The following is a 16,080-nucleotide window of genomic DNA, read 5'->3' on the forward strand; positions in this document are numbered from 1 at the left end:
GGCTCCTCAGGAGAGGCGCAGCAGCGCTGCCGCGTTGCCGCCGCGTACGGCGTGGAAGTGGGTGTCGGGCAGGTCCGTGGCGGCGCGCAGCGCACCGACGGGGTCCTCGGTGCCCATGTCGAAGGGGAAGTCCGAGCCGAGCAGGACCCGGTCGGGGCCGGCCACCCGGATCAGTTCGCGCAGGACGTGCGGGTCGTGGACGAGCGAGTCGAAGTACAGCCGCTTGAGGTAGCTGCTCGGCTCGGACGCGCAGCCCCGCGTGTCCGGTCTGGTCCGCCAGGCGTGGTCGGAGCGGCCGATGTGGGTGGGCAGGTAGCCGCCGCCGTGCGCGGCGATCACCTTCAGGCCGGGGTGGCGGTCCAGCACGCCGGAGAAGACGAGGTGGGAGAGCGCGACGGCGTTCTCGGTGGGCTGGCCGACCGTGTTGGACAGGTACCAGCGGTCCAGGCGCTCGTCGAGCGTGCAGCCGAAGGGGTGCAGGAAGAGCACCGCCCCGGTCGTCTCGGCGAGTGCCCAGAACGTGTCGTATGCCGGGTCCGAGAGTTCGCGCCCGGGTGCGTGGCTGGATATCTCCACTCCGCGCAGGCCCAGGGCCAGGGCGTGGTCGAGGGCCTGGACGGCGAGGTCCGGGTGCTGGAGCGGGACGAGGCCCAGTCCGTGCAGCCGGTCGGGGGCCTGGGCGACGTGGGCGGCGGTGCCGGTGTTGGCCAGTTCCCACACTGTGCGGGCGAGGTCCTCGTCGGCCCAGTAGTGGTAGTGCGACGGGGACGGCGAGACCAGTTGGACGTCGACGCCGGAGGCGTCCATCGCGGTGAGCCGGGCCTTGACGTCGGTCAGCAGAGAGATGCGGTCGCGGACCATCGGGCCGCTGACGGCGAGCGCGTCGGGGCCGTTGCGGCGGGCGTCGAGACTTCGGGCGGCGGCCAGTCCGGGCTGTCCGGCGACGGCGTTCTCGACCTCCGGAAGCAGGACGTGCGCGTGGACGTCGATGGTGGGGGTGGCTGCGGTCTCTGGGGTCGCCAGGGGGTCCGGGGTCGTCACGGGGTCTCCTTCAGGACGGACATCGTGCGGCCGATGAGGCCGGGCACGTCGGCGTCACGGACACCGTCCAGCTGCCACTGGCCGAGCTGCATCGAGGCCTCGACGATCATGCGGACACGGTCGATGCGGCGCTGGTGGTAGCGGGTCAGCAGGTCGTCGAGGGAGCTGAGGGAGTCCCATGACTCCTCCGCGCTCAGCAGTTCGGCCAGTACGGAGGCGTCCTCCAGCGACATGGCCGCGCCCTGCGCGAGGGTGGGCGGGCAGGCGTGGGCGGCGTCGCCGACCAGTACGACCCGGCCGCGGTGCCAGGGCCCCTCGACGAGCAGCCGGTCGAACCAGGTGTAGTTGACCTCTGCCGGGTCGGTGATGCTCGCGGCGATCTCGGGCCAGGCGCCGCCGTACGGGGCTGCCAGGCGCCGCATCTCGTCGGCGAACGAGGCCGGGTCGATCGAGGCGCGGTCGCGGTTGGCCTCGACGAGATAGGCGTAGATGGTGTTCTCGCTGGTGGGGCAGTAGCCGGCGATGTAGCAGGGTCCGCCGTAGGCCAGGTCCGTGCGTGCCACGCTCGCCGGGCGGGGTGCGGCGACGCGCCAGATGGCCATGCCGGTCGGCTCGGGTTTGTCGCCGATGCCGATCATCGCGCGGGTCCGGGAGCTGAGGCCGTCGGCGGCGATGACGAGGTCGTAGCGGCCCTCGGTGCCGTCGCTGAAGCGGGCGGTGACGCCCGCCTCGTCCTGGACCAGCTCGTCGGCGGTGGTGCCGAGGCGGACCGTCGCACCACTGACCAGGACCGCCTCGCACAGGATCTCCTGGAGCCGGGGCCGTTGCATGCCGATGGTCGCGGGCAGGTCCTCGCCGCCGGTACGGATGTCCTGCTGGACGTGGAACACGTGGCCGTCGGGCGTGGCCAGGCCCACGGAGTCGAAGGCGTAGCCGCTCTCCTGGACCTTGTCCCACACGCCCAGCTCGCGCAGTACGCGCAGCGCGTTGCCCTGGAGGGTGATGCCGGAGCCGAGGACGTTCCAGTCGGGCTTGGCCTCGATCAGGTCCACGGTGATGCCCGCTCGCCGCAGCAGCACGGTCACGGCGTTGCCGGAGGCGCCGCCGCCTATGACGAGGACGGTGCGGGGGCGGGGGTCGGTCATGGGGTCTCCCTGCGGTGGGGCCGCGCGACTTCGAGCGGCAGGGGTGGTGGTGCGAGCCGGATGGGTGTGGCTGTCGGGGCGGCCCACGCGGCCGGTCCTGGCCGTTACTTGACGGCGATCGGGTTCACGGGGGAGCCGACGGCTCCGGTGATGGGCAGCGGAGCGGCGGTGAGCCAGAACTCGTAGCGCCCGTCGGCCGCGCAGTGCTCGGCCAGGGCGTCGAGGTCCCACATCTCGCCTATGAGCAGGCCCATGTTGGGGATGGCGACCTGGTGCAGCGGCTGGAAGGCGTTCTCGAACTCGTTGGGCCGGACCTCGAAACCCCAGGTGTCGGTGGCGATCCCGGCGATCTCGCTGCCGTGCAGCCAGCCGGCGGTGGTGAAGCTCAGCCCGGGCGAGGGACCGCCCGCGTACTCGCCCCAGCCGTCGCGCCTGGCGCGGGCCAGCCGTCCGGTGCGGACGAGGACGAGGTCGCCGCGGCCGACGGTGACGCCGTGCGCCTCGGCAGTGGCGGTCAGGTGCTCCTCGGTGATGGCGAAGCCGTCGGGCAGTTCGCCGCCCTGGCCGACGATCAGGCCCACGTCGAGGAGGACGCCCCGCCCGGCCACGTACGGCGCCATGTGCTCGATGCCGGTGACGAGGTCGCCGTCGGAGGTGACGACCTTCTCGGCTGCCCGCCCGTTCCATGCCTTGCCGTGGTCGAAGATGTGGCCGAGGCCGTCCCACTGGGTGGAACACTGCAGCGGCATCGCGATCACGTCGTCCGCACCGCCGATGCCGTGCGGGAAGCCCTGGTTGCCCAGGGCCGCGTCGGTGCCGGTGTCGAGCATGGTGTGCACCGGATTCGTACGCCGCCGCCAGCCCTTCTGCGGGCCGTTCATGTCGAAGCGCTGGGAGAGCGAGAAGCTGACGCCGTCGCGGACCAGGGCCGCGCCCTCGCGGCGCTTCCCGGCGTCCAGGAAGTTGAGCGTGCCAAGGACGTCGTCCTCGCCCCAACGGCCCCAGTTGGAGTAAGCCTTGGCGGCCTCGGCGATCGCGCCCTCGGCGTCTTTCGCGTCAGGCACAGTGGCGCGGTCGCTCACGATGTCTCCCCCGCGACGCAGTGGGTGCGCTGGGCGCCGAGCCCGGTGACGGATCCGTCCATCACGTCGCCGTCGCGCAGCAGCCGGCCCCAGTGCATGCCGTTGCCGGCCGGACTGCCGGTCAACACCAGGTCGCCGGGCAGGAGTTGGGCGGTCTGGGAGATGTACGAGACCATCCGCGCCACGCCGAAGATCATGTCCTTGGTGGACTCGTCCTGCATGGTGTCGCCGTTGAGCTTCAGGGTGACCCGCAGGTCGGACGGGTCGGCGATGGACCCGGCCGGGACGATCCAGGGGCCGAGCGGGGTGAAGCCGGGAGCGTTCTTGCAGCGCAGCCAGTCGGTGCCGATGGCGGGCATGTCGCGACGGAAGACGGTGGCCCGGTCGGTGAGGTCGTTGGCGATGGTGTAGCCCGCGACGTGTTCAAGGGCCTCTTCGACCGTGACCCGGTAGGCGGGGCGGGAGATCACCGCGGCCAGCTCCAGCTCCCAGTCGGGCTTCTTGGCCCAGGAGGGCAGTACGACGTCGTCGTAGGGGCCCGCGATCGTGGTCGGCAGGCCGATGAAGACATACGGAAGGTCCTCGGCGGCCCGCTTGTCCATAATCGCCGCGATCTCGGCGCGGGCCTCCTCGACGGTGCGCGGGTCGTCCTGGGCGCGGTGCGCGACCTCCAGGTCGATCACATGCTGCCGGTAGTTGGCGCCGGACTGGAAGATCTGCCGGGGCTCGAGGGGCGCATGCACGGACAGGCCGTCCAGCGGCAGCCAATCACCGGCCGGATCGCCCGCAAGGCCGTGCAGGCGCGGCAGTTCCGCCTCCCAGCACTCCAGGAGGGAGAGGACGGTCAGGGCGGGGTCGTCCAGCGCCGTACGCAGGTCGAGCACGCGGCCGTCCGGCACCACGAGGCCGGGGAACGCGGCCCCGCCCGGAGCGGAGAGAGTGCCGATGGCCAAGGGGCCGGCGAAGAGGGGCGCCGACGAGGCTGCGAATTTCACGGAGATGTCCTCCCGATTGCGGTGTCACTAATCTGGCGCGTAAATTGCGATCGGGGAAATCGATTCTCTGGATGCCATGTATCCAGAAGACGAATACCCAGACCCGCAGCCTCCTCCTCCGCACCGGGATGTCGCGTGAACCTGGCCAGCCTGGACCTCAACCTCGTCGTCGCCCTGCGCGCCCTCCTTGAGGAGCGCAACGTGACCGTCGCGGGCCGACGCATCGGGCTCAGCCAGCCCGCCATGAGCGCCGCCCTGGCCCGGCTGCGCCGCCACTTCGACGACGACCTGCTCTCCCGGGTCGGCGGACACTACGAACTGACCGCCCTCGGCCTGGCCCTCCTCGACCGCACCGCCACCGCCTGCGACCTGCTCGAACGCGTCTTCACCAGCCAGGCAGTGTTCGATCCCGCCCATGAGGAGCACGAGTTCACCCTGCTCGCCTCCGACTACGCGGTGGCCGTCTTCGGCGCCGAACTCGCCCGCGTCGTCCACACCGAGGCGCCGGGGATCCGGCTGCGCTTCAGGCAGTCCCCGACGGACATCACCGAGAACACGGGGGCGCTGCTGAGCACCGCCGACGGGCTGTTGCTGCCGCACGGCATCATCGGCGACTTTCCCGCCGTGGAGCTCTACCGGGACCGCTGGGTCTATCTCGTCGCGGACGACAACCCCGAGGTCGGCGAGCAGCTCACCCTCGACGACCTGGCCCGGCTGCCGTGGGTGACGTACCAGCGCACGTACGACGCGCCCGCCGCCCGCCAGATCGGCATGCTCGGGATCGAGCCGCGCGTCGAGGTCTCCGTCGACAGCTTCCAGCTGATGCCCCTCCTGGTCGCGGGCACCCGCCGGGTCGCCCTGATCCAGGGGCATCTCGCCGACCGGCTGGACGGACTCGTTCCCGTACGGGTCATGGAACCGCCCTACGACGCCGTGCCACTCCGGGAAGCCCTGTGGTGGCACCCGGTCCACACGCACGACGCGGCGCACATCTGGCTGCGGGAGACGGCGGCGCGGGTCGCGGAGACCATCCACGGCAAGGATGATCGCGATCCGGCAGATCGATCGGACAGAGACTAGGCAGGGCTGGGCCGCTCGCTCATAGTCGACCCCAGTTCCTCCGCACGCTCCTCTGCCCGGGGTGTCTGTTCCCCGGTGGCGTGCCGTCCTCCCCAACCTCGCCACCTGGAGTTCCCGCATGCCCGCTTCCGTGCCTGTGCCCCCGCCCGCTGACGTGGAACCGGTGCCGCCACCCGGTGCGATCCTTCCGACGTCCGGTGCCGCACACCGGCTGCGCGTCGCTCTCCTCATGGCCGGCAGCTGTCTGCCGATCCTCGGGGCCGTCCTCATCGCCCCCGTGCTGCCCAAGATGCAGGACCACTTCGCCGACGTGCCCGGTGCGACCGCCCTGGTCCCGATGGCTCTCACCGTCCCGGCCCTGGCGCTGGGCCTGCTGGCACCCTTCGCGGGCGTCATCGTCGACCGGCTCGGCCGCAAGCGTCTGCTGATCGTTGCGACCGTTCTGTACGCGGTCTTCGGCACTGCCCCGCTGTGGCTGGAGTCGCTGGGCGCCATCGTGGCCAGCCGCGCCCTGGTCGGTATCGCCGAGGCCGCCATCATGACCTGCTGCACCACGATGATCGGCGACTACTACAGCGGCCGGGTGCGGGACCGCTACCTCGCCCTCCAGACCATGTGCGCCTCCGCCTCCGCGACCGCGTTCTTCGTCATCGGCGGCGCGGCGGGGTCGGCCGGCTGGCGGACCCCGTTCTGGATCTACGCCGTCAGCCTGCTCATCGCCCCTCTCATGGCCATCGGGCTGCCGAAGCCGACCGCGGCCACCGGTGCCGCCGTCGAGGACGGGGATGGAGCCGGAGAGAGTACGGACACCGCGGTCGCGCCGAAGCGCTCCTTCCCCTTCCGGCAGCTGGCCGGGATCTGCGGACTCACCGTGTTCGGGGCCCTCGTCTTCTACACCGTCCCGGTGGAGATGTCCTACCTGCTGGACGACCTCGGCGTGACGGCGACCAGCGTGATCGGGCTGGCCACAGCGATCGCCAGCGCCGCCACCGTGGCCGGCGCGATCACCTTCGCCAAGCTGCGCGGGGCCCCGGGGCCCCGGCTGCCATTCGTCTTCGCCCTGTGCGCGGCCGGGTTCGCGGTGATGTGGCTCGCCAACAGCGCGCCGCTGCTGATCGCCGGCGCCGTACTCAACTGCCTCGGCACCGGTCTCCTGCTGCCTTCCCTGCTCACCATCGCCATGTCCAGGCTGGACTTCGCCGACCGCGGCCGTGGCACCGGCCTGTGGACCGCGTCGTTCTTCATCGGCCAGTTCATCTGCCCGCTGGCGCTGATCGCGGCCGAGTCCGCCCTCGGCACCCTGGCCTCCGCCGTCGGCCTGCTCGGCCTGGCCGCGGCCGTCGTCGCGGTAGGCCTCTTCCTGACCGCCCGGCGCGGGGCCGCGGCCGTCGCACCATTGTCCGAATAGCAGGAGGCCGCCCTCGACGGGCGAGTAGGGGCAGCGCTGTCCGATACGGACCAAGTCCAGGTGGTGAGGCCGGTTTGCAGAACAGGGGGGCCGACCTGATGCGCGGCTTCCATGGGATCGCCGAGACAAGCCAAAAAGGGGCCATACGACGATCTTGAAGCCCTGACGCTTCCGTCGAGCGGCGGCGTCACGCTCGGCGACATGCTGGGCGACCGCGTCGACGCCGGGGCGTGCGTACCGTTCCAGGGACCGCACGGCGGGAGCGGGCCAGCAGCATCGGGGTAGAGGTGCCGCTCTCCGCGTCGTGCATGAGTGCGGAGTGTCACAGTCGGTGCAGGGTCCAGCCGTTCAGGTCCTCGATGTCCTCGGGTGAGGCGAGCGGGTTGGCCAGCAGCCGGGCGTTCTCCTCGAAGAGCGCCTCGGCGCGGCGGCAGGAGAGCCGGGCCCGGCCGGTCTCGGGCAGACGTCGAGCGTCGGTGTTCCGGCCGGGGTCTTGCGGTCGGTGAGGAACAGCGGGCCGCGGGTGCGGCGGGCGATGAGGCGGGGCAGAAGCTGGGCGGTGCCGGACTGCCAGTGAATCCACTTCAACCAGGCCGCAGAATGGTCGGACGAAACGAGGACACTTCAGGAATTCCGAAGTTACGTCACAGGCTGGCCGAGCACGCCAACGAGGGAGAAACCCCAGGCCAGGGACTCTGGGCCGCAGCAGGAGTCACGGGAAACTCGCGGGATGTCGCACACTTGTGACGACGTTCACCAGCACGTCCGTGCACAGCACTGCGTCCATCAGCTCGAAGATCGAGTGACCAACCCACCCTTGATGATCAAGCCCGACGTTAAGGAACAAGCTCAACTGCCGCCGGTGCGTTCCAGCAGTTGTGCTTCCAACTGGACGATACGGCGGTCCTGGAACCTGTTGTTCGTCCGGGCCGCCTGCAGCCGCTCCTCCATCTGCCGCTGGTCCTGGGACAGTTGCTGAACCCGCTGCTTGAGTTGCGCGTTTTGCTCGACCAGGCGCGTCACCGATTCGTCCGACCAGCGGGCCTCCAGATCGCGGATCTGACCGAGCAACTGGCCCATGCGGGAGCGCTGTCTTCTGATCTCCACGTGTGCGCTCTTGAGCCCGTCTTCGGCGTTGAGCGCGCGTTCACGCCAGGCCGTATCGGCCTCGCTGCCGTGATGCCGCTCTGGTCGGCCGGCTCCTTCGCCCCGCTCCCGTACGGTCTCGATCAGGTTCCTGGCCTCGGGGTTTTCGTAGAGGAAGGTGCGGGTGGCTTCGTAACTGACGGGCGACACCGCTTATCACTGAGTTTGGACAGCATTTGGTGATCACAGGGCAAGAAAATGTCGATGAGAACTGACACCGGTCATGGGCGCACTGCGGCGCGAGCTGATGAGGATCTCCGAAACTTCCACGGTGGCTCGGTTGATCCACCAGACTTGCTCTTGTTTCCCCACGGAGAAGGGACGGCAAGCATGGCGAACAGCGCACTTCTGGTGATGGACGTCCAGCGGGACGTCGTGGCCATCGCCGACGACGGTTCCGGATATCTGCCGCGCTTGCGCAGAGCGATCGACGGTGCCCGGGCTGCCGGCATCCCCGTGATCTACGTGGTGATGGGGTTACGGCCGGGCGATCCGGAAGTCAGCCCTCGCAACAGGGTGATGACAAACGCCGTGCGGGCCGGCCTGTTCACCGAGGGCGCCCCTGGCACCGCGATTCATGACGACGTTGTGCCCCAGCAGGGCGACGTGGTTGTCACCAAGAGGCGGGGGAGCGCGTTCTCGGGCAGCGACCTCGACTTGGTACTCAGGGCTCGCGATATCGACAGCCTTGTTCTCACCGGCATCGCCACCAGCGCTGTAGTGCTGTCCACCCTGTGGCACGCCATCGACCTGGACTTCGGCCTCACCGTCCTGGCGGATGCCTGCCTCGACACCGACCCCGAGGTGCACACGATGCTCACCGAAAAGCTGTTCCCGCAGTGGGCAGATGTCCTCGCCGTCGAGGACTGGCTCAAAGCCATCGCACCGCAATAGCGGGAGGCAGTCCGGACCCTCGCGTGCGGGGCAAGACGCCATCGCCTCCCGCCGGCCGGGTGAGGTCAGCCGGCGGCGTTCTGTGCTGCTGCCCGGGCCTGGGGTTTCCTCAAGGTCCGTAGATACACGTCCTGCCCCGGGAGTCCGACCATGTCCCCCGGCAAGCGGGCCTCAGCGAGCGACACTCCTGCGCCGATGGCCGCAGGCACCGAACTGGACAGGATGAAACGCCGCGTCCGCCTCACCCGCCTGGCCCTGTTCACCACGATCGCGGCCGGCCCCCTCGCCCTGGGCATCACGGTGACGTCCGGCCCGGCCACGGCCACCGCCACCTCTCGGACAAACCCGCCATTGTGCGCACTGCGCCCGCCGCAGCCGACCCGGCGGGCTATGCGCAGCTGTTCATCGGTGCATGGCTGCGCAACAGCGCCGGCGACGCCGACAGTGCGCAGGCGCGGCTTGCACAGTCCCTCGCACCGGACATCGACCTGCCGCACCCGGCCGCCGGCGCGCAGCCGCAGCTGGCATCGGTGACAGGGGTGCGCAGTGCGCAGCGCGGCGCGAGCCAGTGGACGGTGACCGTCGCTGCGCAGAACGCCGACGCATCGGTGCGCTACTTCGTCATCCCCGTCACCGGCACCACCAGCGGCAGCTCGTTCGCAGTCGGCCAGTTCCCCGGCGCATACCTGACGGGGACCGGCGAGGTGGACCGCTATCTCACACCCGGAGTGAGAGTGCCCCCGCTCGACGAGGACGAGTTCCCGGCCGAGATCCAGCAGAACCTTGCCTTCCTCCGCCAACGCCTGAGCGGGAGAAGCGATGTCGCCGTCCACGTCGGCCAGGACGACAAGGGCAGGTACGTGCTGGTCATGGCCTCCACGACGGCAACCGTGCACATGGTCTTCGAGCCCGAGTGGCGACACGGCCGCAAGGGCGCCAACCTCACCGATACCGACCCGATCCGCGTGATGACCGCGGACGGCAGGGATCTCACCGAAGAGGCTAACGGCAAGCTGAAGCGGGCCCTGAGTCATCTGCTCGCCACGCCTCCGGGATCAGGAGGCGGCGAAGCCGACGCGGGCAGCGCCCAGGAAGGGCAGGCAGGCGGGCCGTCGTCCCGTAAGGGCACCGTCCTGCGGCTGTAGCGGCCCCGCCGTACGGCTGTAGGTAGCAGCCTGCCGCACGACGTGATCGAGCGACACGGCGCGCCAAGAAGCGGAGCCTGCGTCTGCCCGTGATTCCGGGCCTACGCAGTCAGAACCTCGATACGGTGACGTGATGCGGATGGACCGTGAGTACGCCGCGTGCAGGTTCGTCGTAGTGGGCCTGGAACTCGCCCGCCAGACGGGGCAGTTCGACGTGACCGCTGTTGCCGCGCTGGCCGTGCAGGGCGAGAACTGGGCACCGCAGTGGCGTGTGCACGCCCGCGTCGGCCCGGCGCCCGAGGGACCGCCGGGCGCAGCGGAGGAGAGCCACTCGGTGGTGTGGGCGGAGTCGGCGGCGGACGCGCTCGCGGCCGTGGAGCGGAAGCTGACAAGTGATCCGCATGTGGTCGTCGCCCGCCTCGGCACGGTCGAGGCGGGGATCTTCCGGGCTCAACGGGCGTCCTGTCCCCGGCTGGCGTCACAGGTGGTCTGGGACGCGCTGCGCCTCGCGCAGATCGCCTGCCCCTCCGTGACGGAACCCGCGGAGTCCACGCTGGCCGCCGCCCTGGGCGTGGACCTCCCGGGCCGGCGGGCGCCGCTCACCCAGGCGGTGTGGGCCACGTCCGAGATCTGCCGACGGGCCGTGGTTCAAGGGGTGGCAGCAGGACGGTGGGGCACGTTGCGCCAAATCGACGATCTTGTGGGCAAGCGGCCGCCTCCGGTCGAGCCCGAGTACCTGCCCACCGGCCCCGTACAGGAGTCGCTGTTTGAAGGCCAGTGACTGAGGAGGGACGCTCTCCTTTGGATCAACGATCCGGGATCGAACCGGATTTGCAGCTCATGACCATCACTGGCGGTGGTGGATCCGGCCGCGTCCAGAACTCACGCGATGAGCGTGAGTTTAGGGGCCGTTGATTGGGCCCCGCAGACCCACGCTATCCACCCGCGGTGGGCGATGTTGTGGGACGAGTTGTGGTCCGCGTGATCAACGAATCCGCAGGACCGGCAGGCGAACCGGGCTTGTGAGAGCCCGTTGCCGCGTTCGGTGTGGTGGCAGTGAGAGCATTCCTGGCTGGTGTACGCAGGATCGACGTGCACCACCGGAACTCCGGCCTTCTTTGCCTTGTAGGCAATGAAGGTGGCGAGTTGCGCAAAGGTCCAGGAGTGGAGCGTGGTGCGTTGGGGCTTTCTCAGCCGGGCCCGTTCGCGAATCCCCGTGAGTTTCTCCAGGGCGATCCCGCGACCGGTGCGTTGAGCCTCCGCCACGATCCGTTTCGAAATCTTGTGGTTGATGTCCTTGTTCCGGCGGGCCTCCCGGCCCGCAGACCTCCTCGCCCGCCGCTTTGCGGACTTCGTCGCCTTCTCCTGCAGCTTTCGCCGCAGCTTCCGATCCTGCTCCCTTTTCCGCTTAATCCGGCGCCCGCAGTGGCGTTCACCGTCAGAGGTAGCAGCGATATTTACGATGCCAAGGTCCACGCCGAGGAAGGCGACTGGGTGGGTGTTCAGCGAGGCTTCGGGGATCTCGCAAGTTGCGATCAAGTACCACTTCCCGCCTTGGCGGAGCAGGTCGGACTCGCCCTGGCGGTGCCGTGCCAGGACCTCTAGTTGTTCAGCCTGTCCGGTGAAGGCAAGGGCTTTCATACGACCCGCCGTGGTCCAGATCGACACGGTGCGAGCTTCGTACTGCCAGGACAACATCCGGTCGTCGTAGGGCTGAGCGGCCTCCGGGCGAAAGACGACCGGCTTACCCGAAGCGCGGGTATGGCGGTTCGATCCCGGCCTGCCGTACCGGCCGGCCCGCAAATTGGCCCTCAGGGTTGTGTAGGCATCGCAAGACTTCTTGATCGCCTGCTGGGCGGCCTGCGCCCCCAGCCCCCATTGGGCCTTAATGTCCTGGTACGTCAGCTTGCGCAGGGCCAGGTTCTTGTGCGCGCCCATCTTGAAGGCTACGAACGCGGCCCAGGTGGCGGCCTCGTTGCAGGCGGTCAGTGTCGCCTCAAGTGCCGCCGCCTGCTCAGGCGTCGGCAGCAGCTTGACGCGCACCACCAGTTTCATGACGCCGACCCTAACCCCCTGGGCATGCACTCCGTCCGGGAAAATGCTCACCTCGGTCGAGCAATCGATCGATCGATGATCGCGCACACGTGCCCCTCTCCTTCTTCAGCTCCGCCGGACCGCGACACAGGCGCTCCGCACCCGAAGAAGCTGCTGTGACGCTCCGCGTCACAGCCACGGGACGCGGTCGCACAGGGTGCGAAGGCCCCGTTCCTCGCTAGATCAGGCTGAATGCAGGTCATTCCGCAGCGGTGGGAGGGGGCGCGTGGATAGGGTCTCTGGGTGCTCTCAGGTACCAGTTCTGTACTCCTGTCCCAGCCGCGTTTCCGGTTGCTGGCGTCGGCTCGTTTCGTCTCGGTTCTCGGTTCGGCTTTCGGCCCGATCGCGCTGAGCTTCGGTGTCCTGGGGCTGCCCGGCGCATCGCCGGCGGACTTGTCGCTGGTCCTGGCCTGCCAGGCCCTGCCCCAGTTGGCGTTCGTGCTGTGGGGCGGTGTGCTCGGCGACCGCGTCCGCAGCCGGTTCCGTCTGGTCTGCGTGACCGAGACGGCCGCCGCGGTCATCTGGGCCGCGCTGGCCGTGCTCTTCGCGCAGGGCGGACCGGTCGGGTGGATCGCGGTCCTCGCGGCACTCGGCGGGGTGACGCGGGGTCTGTTCTCCCCGGCGCTCGAGGGCGTCGTCGTGGACGTGGTACCGGAACAGGATCAGCGGCAGCAGGCCAACGCAATGCTGAAGGTGTCGGTCAACACCGCCCGACTGATGGGCATGATGCTCGCCGGCGTCGTGGTCAGCATGGTCGGACCGGCCCTCGCCCTCGCCCTGGACGCGGCCTCGTTCGCCGCCTGCGCCGTCCTGTTCGGCGTCCTCGGCCGGTCCATCCCGGACCGGCCGGTGCGCTACAAGGCCTCGGCTGTGCGCGATCTGCGCGAAGGCTGGCGCGAGTTCGTGCGCCACGAGTGGCTGTGGGTGACCACCGGCCAGCTCACCATCGTGATCGCGGTGGTCAACTCGGTGGCGGGCCTGCTCGGCCCCATGCTCGCCCACTACTACCTGGGAGGGGCCTGGGCGTGGTCGCTGATCATGGTGGCGCAGATCGCGGGGCAAATCGGCGGGGCAGGATGGGCAGGCCGACTACGTCCGGCGCGCCCGATGCTGGTGGCGACGCTGTGCACGGCGGGCGCGGCGCTGCCGGCGCTCCTGCTGTCGCTACGGGCGCCGCTGCCGGTGGTGCTGGTGGGCGCGGCCGTGTACGGGGTCATGTGGGACGTGACGATGGTGATGTGGAGGACCTGCCTGCAGCGTGAGGTCCCGGACGACATGATCTCCCGCGTGTCCAGCATCGATCTGCTGGGCTGTCTTGCGGTGGCACCCGTTGCTCTCGCCGCGGCGGGCCCTCTGGCGTCGGCGTTCGGTCCGGCCTGGGTGGCGCTCGCCAGCGCGCTGCTCGTGCTGGTGGCCGTGGCCTGTGCTCTGGCCTCCCGAGACATCCGCACACTCGCCGGTGATCCACGCCCTCAGCCGGAGACCACCCCGGTCGCCGCCGGCGCCGCCTGATCCCTTCACCCCGGTTCGCCGAAGGCAGACTTCCCGGCGGCTTGGGCCATGAGGGCGGCGAGGGTATGACCAGCACTCACAGGAAGTACGGAGTGTGCGAGCCAGCCGGGGGCGAGCACAGTGAGCCCCGCCTGGGCCTTGAGCGTGAGGGCCCGGCCCCAGGGAAGGCCCGGCACGCTGGCGGCGTCGCAACCGGCCCGCGGGTCGTGCAGACACACGGCGCCGGACCGGTCGTGGGGAGCATGGCCGTCGACGGCCAGGTAGCACCACGCGGTCCAGGCGGTGTGTCCATAGGCGAGCGGGACGCGGTGGTCCGCGCCCCAGATCTGAGCGGACAGCCGGACCTCGTCGGCGCCAGCCTGGAGGGCGGTCTGCGCGAGCGTGCCGAACGCCGCCCGGGCCTGGCCGACGTCGACGATATCTCCGGGGTCGATGTCCTGGGCGCCGTGGGTGGTCCGGAGCATCTGAGCGCGCACCAGGTCGTGATCGAGGACAGGTTGGATCGTGCCGAGCCAGACGGGTGTGGTCCAGAGGTCATCGAGAGTGGCCTGCCCGGCGGGGACGGGCAGCGCGCTCAGGGTGGTCATGGCGCCTCCGCGGTGACGTTGAAGGCGATGCACAGCCGTGGGGTGTCGGCGGTGTGGGGGGCGACTGCGTGGCGCAGCCAGGAGGGGAACGCGATCAGCAGGCCCGGGTGCGGGTGGACGGTGCGCGGCTCGGATGCGTCGTGGGGGGTGGTGGCGAGTCGGGCGGGGCGAGGGTCGAAGAGTTCCAGAGCGCCGCTCGCACGGGCGGAGGTCTGCAGGTAGTAGACGCCGGAGACAGCGCTGTCATGGTGGGCGTGCACCTCGTGGAATCCGCCCTGTCCGTAGTGCACCGCCCAACCCGCCAGGGTCAGGGGGGTGTCGGGGCCGGCGTCGGTGACCGCGAGGGCCGCTTCCCGGATCCAGGAGTGGAGCGCGGCGATGGCCGGGAGATCCCAGGCGAGGATGTCGGGCGCGGACTTGCGGGCGCCCTCCACGCCCAGGGACAGCGAGGTGTCGGCGTGCTCTCGGTCGAGGATCTGCCGGGCGAGCATGTCGGTGTCCGGGCTGGTGGGCGTGGTGCGCTGGTAGATCCGGGTGGGCCACATCTGCTGGGTCGCACCGCGTACGTGCCAGGTTCCGGGCGGCGCGGCGAGCGTGCTCATTGGGGTGCTCCGGCGTGGGTGTAGACGGAGATGTGCTGGGTGGAGGTGGCGGTGAGCGGGGTGCGGTGCCAGTCGGCGTACCGGTCGGTGAGGGTGAGTCCGGCGGCTGCGGCGAGCAGGTCGAGTTCGGAGAGGTGGACGTAGCGCAGGGTGACCGGGAGGAGCCGGGTGCCGCTGTGGTCGAAGCGGATCTCCTGGAAGCGGATGATCTGCTCGATGGGGTCGTGGGTGTGGCCGGACAGGGCCAGGTGGGTGTCGGCGAGGTCGCGGATGGCGAGTTGTTGACGGCCGGCGAGGAGTCCGGGGGCACGGGGGACGGTCGCCTCGATGACGAACCGTCCGCCGGGTGCCAGGGTCTGTGCGACGCGGGTGAGGCAGGCTTGCTGACGGGCCTGGGTCATGAGGAAGAAGAAGCTGGAGAAGGCGACATAGACAAGCCCGAACTGCTGGCCGTCCGTGTCGAGTTCGGCCATGTCGCCGACCCGTGTCTCCACGGCCCGGTCGCTGCGGTGGCGGTGGAGTTCCTCCAGCATCGCGGGGGAGGTGTCGAGGCCGACGACCTTGACGCCACGGTCCGCCACGGCGAGTGCGATGCGGCCGGTGCCGACCGCGAGTTCCAGCGCCGGGCCGCCGTAGGCCACCGACGCGAGGAAGTCGGCGGCTGGGCCTGGGTCGCGGTCCTGGTGTTCGGCGTTGTAGTGGGGCGCCCACTCGTCCCACATCTCCTGCTGTTGTGCTCGGTGGTCGGTCACACAAGTCTCCCGGAGGGTGATCGTCGTCGAAGCGGGGCGTGCTGCCCGGGCTGGGCGATCCCCGGCCCGGGCAGCACCGGCCACGGGTTGTCAGCCGTCGGTCTTCGGGGCGAGCGCGGGGTCGAGGAAGGTCTTGCGGGCACGGATCGTCCCGCCGACCTCCTCGGTGCCGACGAGTTCGCCGACCTTGCCGTCCTCGTCGGCGATCCCGCCGCGGGTCAGCGTCACGGTCACCTTGGCCGTGAGCGCCATGTCCTCCTGGACGGCGCCCTCGTGCATCGCGGCCGCGCCGACGAGACCCTTGCCCACCAGGTCTATGACGTGCTCGACGTCGCCGGCGTCAAGCACGATCCCCGAGATGTTCCGCCGCTCCTCCTCGGTGGTGTAGCGGGTCACCGCCTGCTGCTCCGGTTCGTCCATGCCTGTCTCCCTCTGCTCAGTGGGGGTGGATGCCGTGACCGTAGAGCCGCGGCCCGACCCGAGCACAGGCGCAATTCGCCACGCTAGGCGGTTGTTTGGGCACGTTTGCCGGGCGGACGTGCAATTGCGTCTGCTGCGGTGGACCTCCGTCCCGGGCCCTGGACGGGTGATGCTCAG

The 16,080-nt window shown here is 70.0% G+C and carries 17 protein-coding genes; 6 read left to right on the plus strand and 11 right to left on the minus strand.

What is annotated here, in order from left to right:
• Positions 1-6: 6 nt before the first annotated feature.
• From ACZ5VD_RS40485 to ACZ5VD_RS40500, 4 genes are all read right to left on the minus strand, one after another.
• Positions 7-1,041 carry an amidohydrolase family protein gene (locus tag ACZ5VD_RS40485; protein WP_468685454.1) on the minus strand — a complete coding sequence of 345 codons (1,035 nt, stop codon included), beginning with the start codon at positions 1,039-1,041 and terminating at the stop codon, positions 7-9.
• Complete coding sequence (locus ACZ5VD_RS40490) at positions 1,038-2,186, minus strand: FAD-dependent oxidoreductase (RefSeq protein WP_468554861.1); 1,149 nt, start codon at positions 2,184-2,186, stop codon at positions 1,038-1,040. The genes ACZ5VD_RS40485 and ACZ5VD_RS40490 overlap by 4 nt, the downstream gene beginning before the upstream one ends.
• 104 nt (positions 2,187-2,290) lie before the next feature.
• Positions 2,291-3,268, minus strand: coding sequence for a cyclase family protein (locus tag ACZ5VD_RS40495; protein ID WP_468685455.1), 978 nt, complete (start codon positions 3,266-3,268; stop codon positions 2,291-2,293).
• Positions 3,265-4,269 carry a fumarylacetoacetate hydrolase family protein gene (locus ACZ5VD_RS40500; protein ID WP_468554880.1) on the minus strand — a complete coding sequence of 335 codons (1,005 nt, stop codon included), beginning with the start codon at positions 4,267-4,269 and terminating at the stop codon, positions 3,265-3,267. Before ACZ5VD_RS40500 ends, ACZ5VD_RS40495 begins: the two co-directional genes overlap by 4 nt.
• Positions 4,270-4,398: 129 nt before the next feature.
• Here ACZ5VD_RS40500 and ACZ5VD_RS40505 point away from each other — a divergent pair, with 129 nt between their 5' ends.
• Both ACZ5VD_RS40505 and ACZ5VD_RS40510 read left to right on the plus strand, forming a co-directional pair.
• Positions 4,399-5,343, plus strand: a complete 945-nt coding sequence (locus ACZ5VD_RS40505; RefSeq protein WP_468685457.1) for a LysR family transcriptional regulator — start codon at positions 4,399-4,401, stop codon at positions 5,341-5,343.
• Positions 5,344-5,461: 118 nt separating this feature from the next.
• Complete coding sequence (locus tag ACZ5VD_RS40510) at positions 5,462-6,751, plus strand: MFS transporter (protein WP_468554859.1); 1,290 nt, start codon at positions 5,462-5,464, stop codon at positions 6,749-6,751.
• 322 nt (positions 6,752-7,073) lie between these two features.
• Here the strand turns inward: ACZ5VD_RS40510 and ACZ5VD_RS40515 are convergent, their stop codons facing one another.
• On the minus strand, positions 7,074-7,334 hold the full coding sequence (locus ACZ5VD_RS40515; RefSeq protein ID WP_468685458.1) for a hypothetical protein: 261 nt from the start codon (positions 7,332-7,334) through the stop codon (positions 7,074-7,076).
• A gap of 266 nt (positions 7,335-7,600) precedes the next feature.
• The gene (locus ACZ5VD_RS40520; RefSeq protein ID WP_468685459.1) at positions 7,601-8,047 is read right to left on the minus strand and encodes a hypothetical protein; all 447 of its coding nucleotides are present in this window, start codon (positions 8,045-8,047) and stop codon (positions 7,601-7,603) included.
• Positions 8,048-8,227: 180 nt separating this feature from the next.
• Between ACZ5VD_RS40520 and ACZ5VD_RS40525 the strand changes: the two genes are divergently transcribed.
• From ACZ5VD_RS40525 to ACZ5VD_RS40535, 3 genes are all read left to right on the plus strand, one after another.
• A complete protein-coding gene (locus tag ACZ5VD_RS40525) occupies positions 8,228-8,791 on the plus strand; it encodes a cysteine hydrolase family protein (protein WP_468685461.1) in 564 nt (187 codons plus the stop codon).
• 353 nt (positions 8,792-9,144) lie between these two features.
• Positions 9,145-9,936 carry a hypothetical protein gene (locus ACZ5VD_RS40530; RefSeq protein ID WP_468685462.1) on the plus strand — a complete coding sequence of 264 codons (792 nt, stop codon included), beginning with the start codon at positions 9,145-9,147 and terminating at the stop codon, positions 9,934-9,936.
• Positions 9,937-10,069: 133 nt separating this feature from the next.
• Complete coding sequence (locus ACZ5VD_RS40535; protein ID WP_468685464.1) at positions 10,070-10,717, plus strand: hypothetical protein; 648 nt, start codon at positions 10,070-10,072, stop codon at positions 10,715-10,717.
• A gap of 101 nt (positions 10,718-10,818) precedes the next feature.
• On the opposite strand, the gene ACZ5VD_RS40540 is transcribed toward ACZ5VD_RS40535, so the two are convergent.
• Entirely contained in the window at positions 10,819-11,991 is a 1,173-nt protein-coding gene (locus tag ACZ5VD_RS40540) for an RNA-guided endonuclease InsQ/TnpB family protein (protein ID WP_468554854.1), read from the minus strand.
• Between the two features lie 282 nt (positions 11,992-12,273).
• Between ACZ5VD_RS40540 and ACZ5VD_RS40545 the strand changes: the two genes are divergently transcribed.
• Positions 12,274-13,542, plus strand: a complete 1,269-nt coding sequence (locus ACZ5VD_RS40545) for an MFS transporter (protein ID WP_468685466.1) — start codon at positions 12,274-12,276, stop codon at positions 13,540-13,542.
• A gap of 5 nt (positions 13,543-13,547) precedes the next feature.
• On the opposite strand, the gene ACZ5VD_RS40550 is transcribed toward ACZ5VD_RS40545, so the two are convergent.
• The 4 genes from ACZ5VD_RS40550 to ACZ5VD_RS40565 all read right to left on the minus strand — a co-directional run bounded on the left by ACZ5VD_RS40550 (position 13,548) and on the right by ACZ5VD_RS40565 (position 15,903).
• Entirely contained in the window at positions 13,548-14,129 is a 582-nt protein-coding gene (locus ACZ5VD_RS40550; RefSeq protein ID WP_468685467.1) for a 2OG-Fe(II) oxygenase family protein, read from the minus strand.
• Positions 14,126-14,731: a TIGR02466 family protein gene (locus ACZ5VD_RS40555; RefSeq protein WP_468685469.1), complete on the minus strand. Its 606-nt coding sequence runs from the start codon at positions 14,729-14,731 to the stop codon at positions 14,126-14,128. Before ACZ5VD_RS40555 ends, ACZ5VD_RS40550 begins: the two co-directional genes overlap by 4 nt.
• Positions 14,728-15,483 (minus strand): class I SAM-dependent DNA methyltransferase, encoded by a 756-nt coding sequence (locus ACZ5VD_RS40560; protein WP_468554850.1) that lies wholly within the window; start codon positions 15,481-15,483, stop codon positions 14,728-14,730. The genes ACZ5VD_RS40555 and ACZ5VD_RS40560 overlap by 4 nt, the downstream gene beginning before the upstream one ends.
• 90 nt (positions 15,484-15,573) lie before the next feature.
• Positions 15,574-15,903 carry a hypothetical protein gene (locus ACZ5VD_RS40565; RefSeq protein ID WP_468554849.1) on the minus strand — a complete coding sequence of 110 codons (330 nt, stop codon included), beginning with the start codon at positions 15,901-15,903 and terminating at the stop codon, positions 15,574-15,576.
• Positions 15,904-16,080 lie beyond the last annotated feature (177 nt).

Source organism: Streptomyces sp. NPDC032822 (genome assembly GCF_055578825.1).

Bases quoted from the DNA above. Each gene is read 5' to 3' on its own strand.
- ACZ5VD_RS40490 (WP_468554861.1), bottom strand. From the start codon at position 2,186: ATGACCGACCCCCGCCCCCGCACCGTCCTCGTCATAGGCGGCGGCGCC.
- ACZ5VD_RS40510 (WP_468554859.1), top strand. From the start codon at position 5,462: ATGCCCGCTTCCGTGCCTGTGCCCCCGCCCGCTGACGTGGAACCGGTG.
- ACZ5VD_RS40525 (WP_468685461.1), top strand. From the start codon at position 8,228: ATGGCGAACAGCGCACTTCTGGTGATGGACGTCCAGCGGGACGTCGTG.
- ACZ5VD_RS40535 (WP_468685464.1), top strand. From the start codon at position 10,070: ATGCGGATGGACCGTGAGTACGCCGCGTGCAGGTTCGTCGTAGTGGGC.
- ACZ5VD_RS40540 (WP_468554854.1), bottom strand. From the start codon at position 11,991: ATGAAACTGGTGGTGCGCGTCAAGCTGCTGCCGACGCCTGAGCAGGCG.
- ACZ5VD_RS40550 (WP_468685467.1), bottom strand. From the start codon at position 14,129: ATGACCACCCTGAGCGCGCTGCCCGTCCCCGCCGGGCAGGCCACTCTC.
- ACZ5VD_RS40555 (WP_468685469.1), bottom strand. From the start codon at position 14,731: ATGAGCACGCTCGCCGCGCCGCCCGGAACCTGGCACGTACGCGGTGCG.
- ACZ5VD_RS40565 (WP_468554849.1), bottom strand. From the start codon at position 15,903: ATGGACGAACCGGAGCAGCAGGCGGTGACCCGCTACACCACCGAGGAG.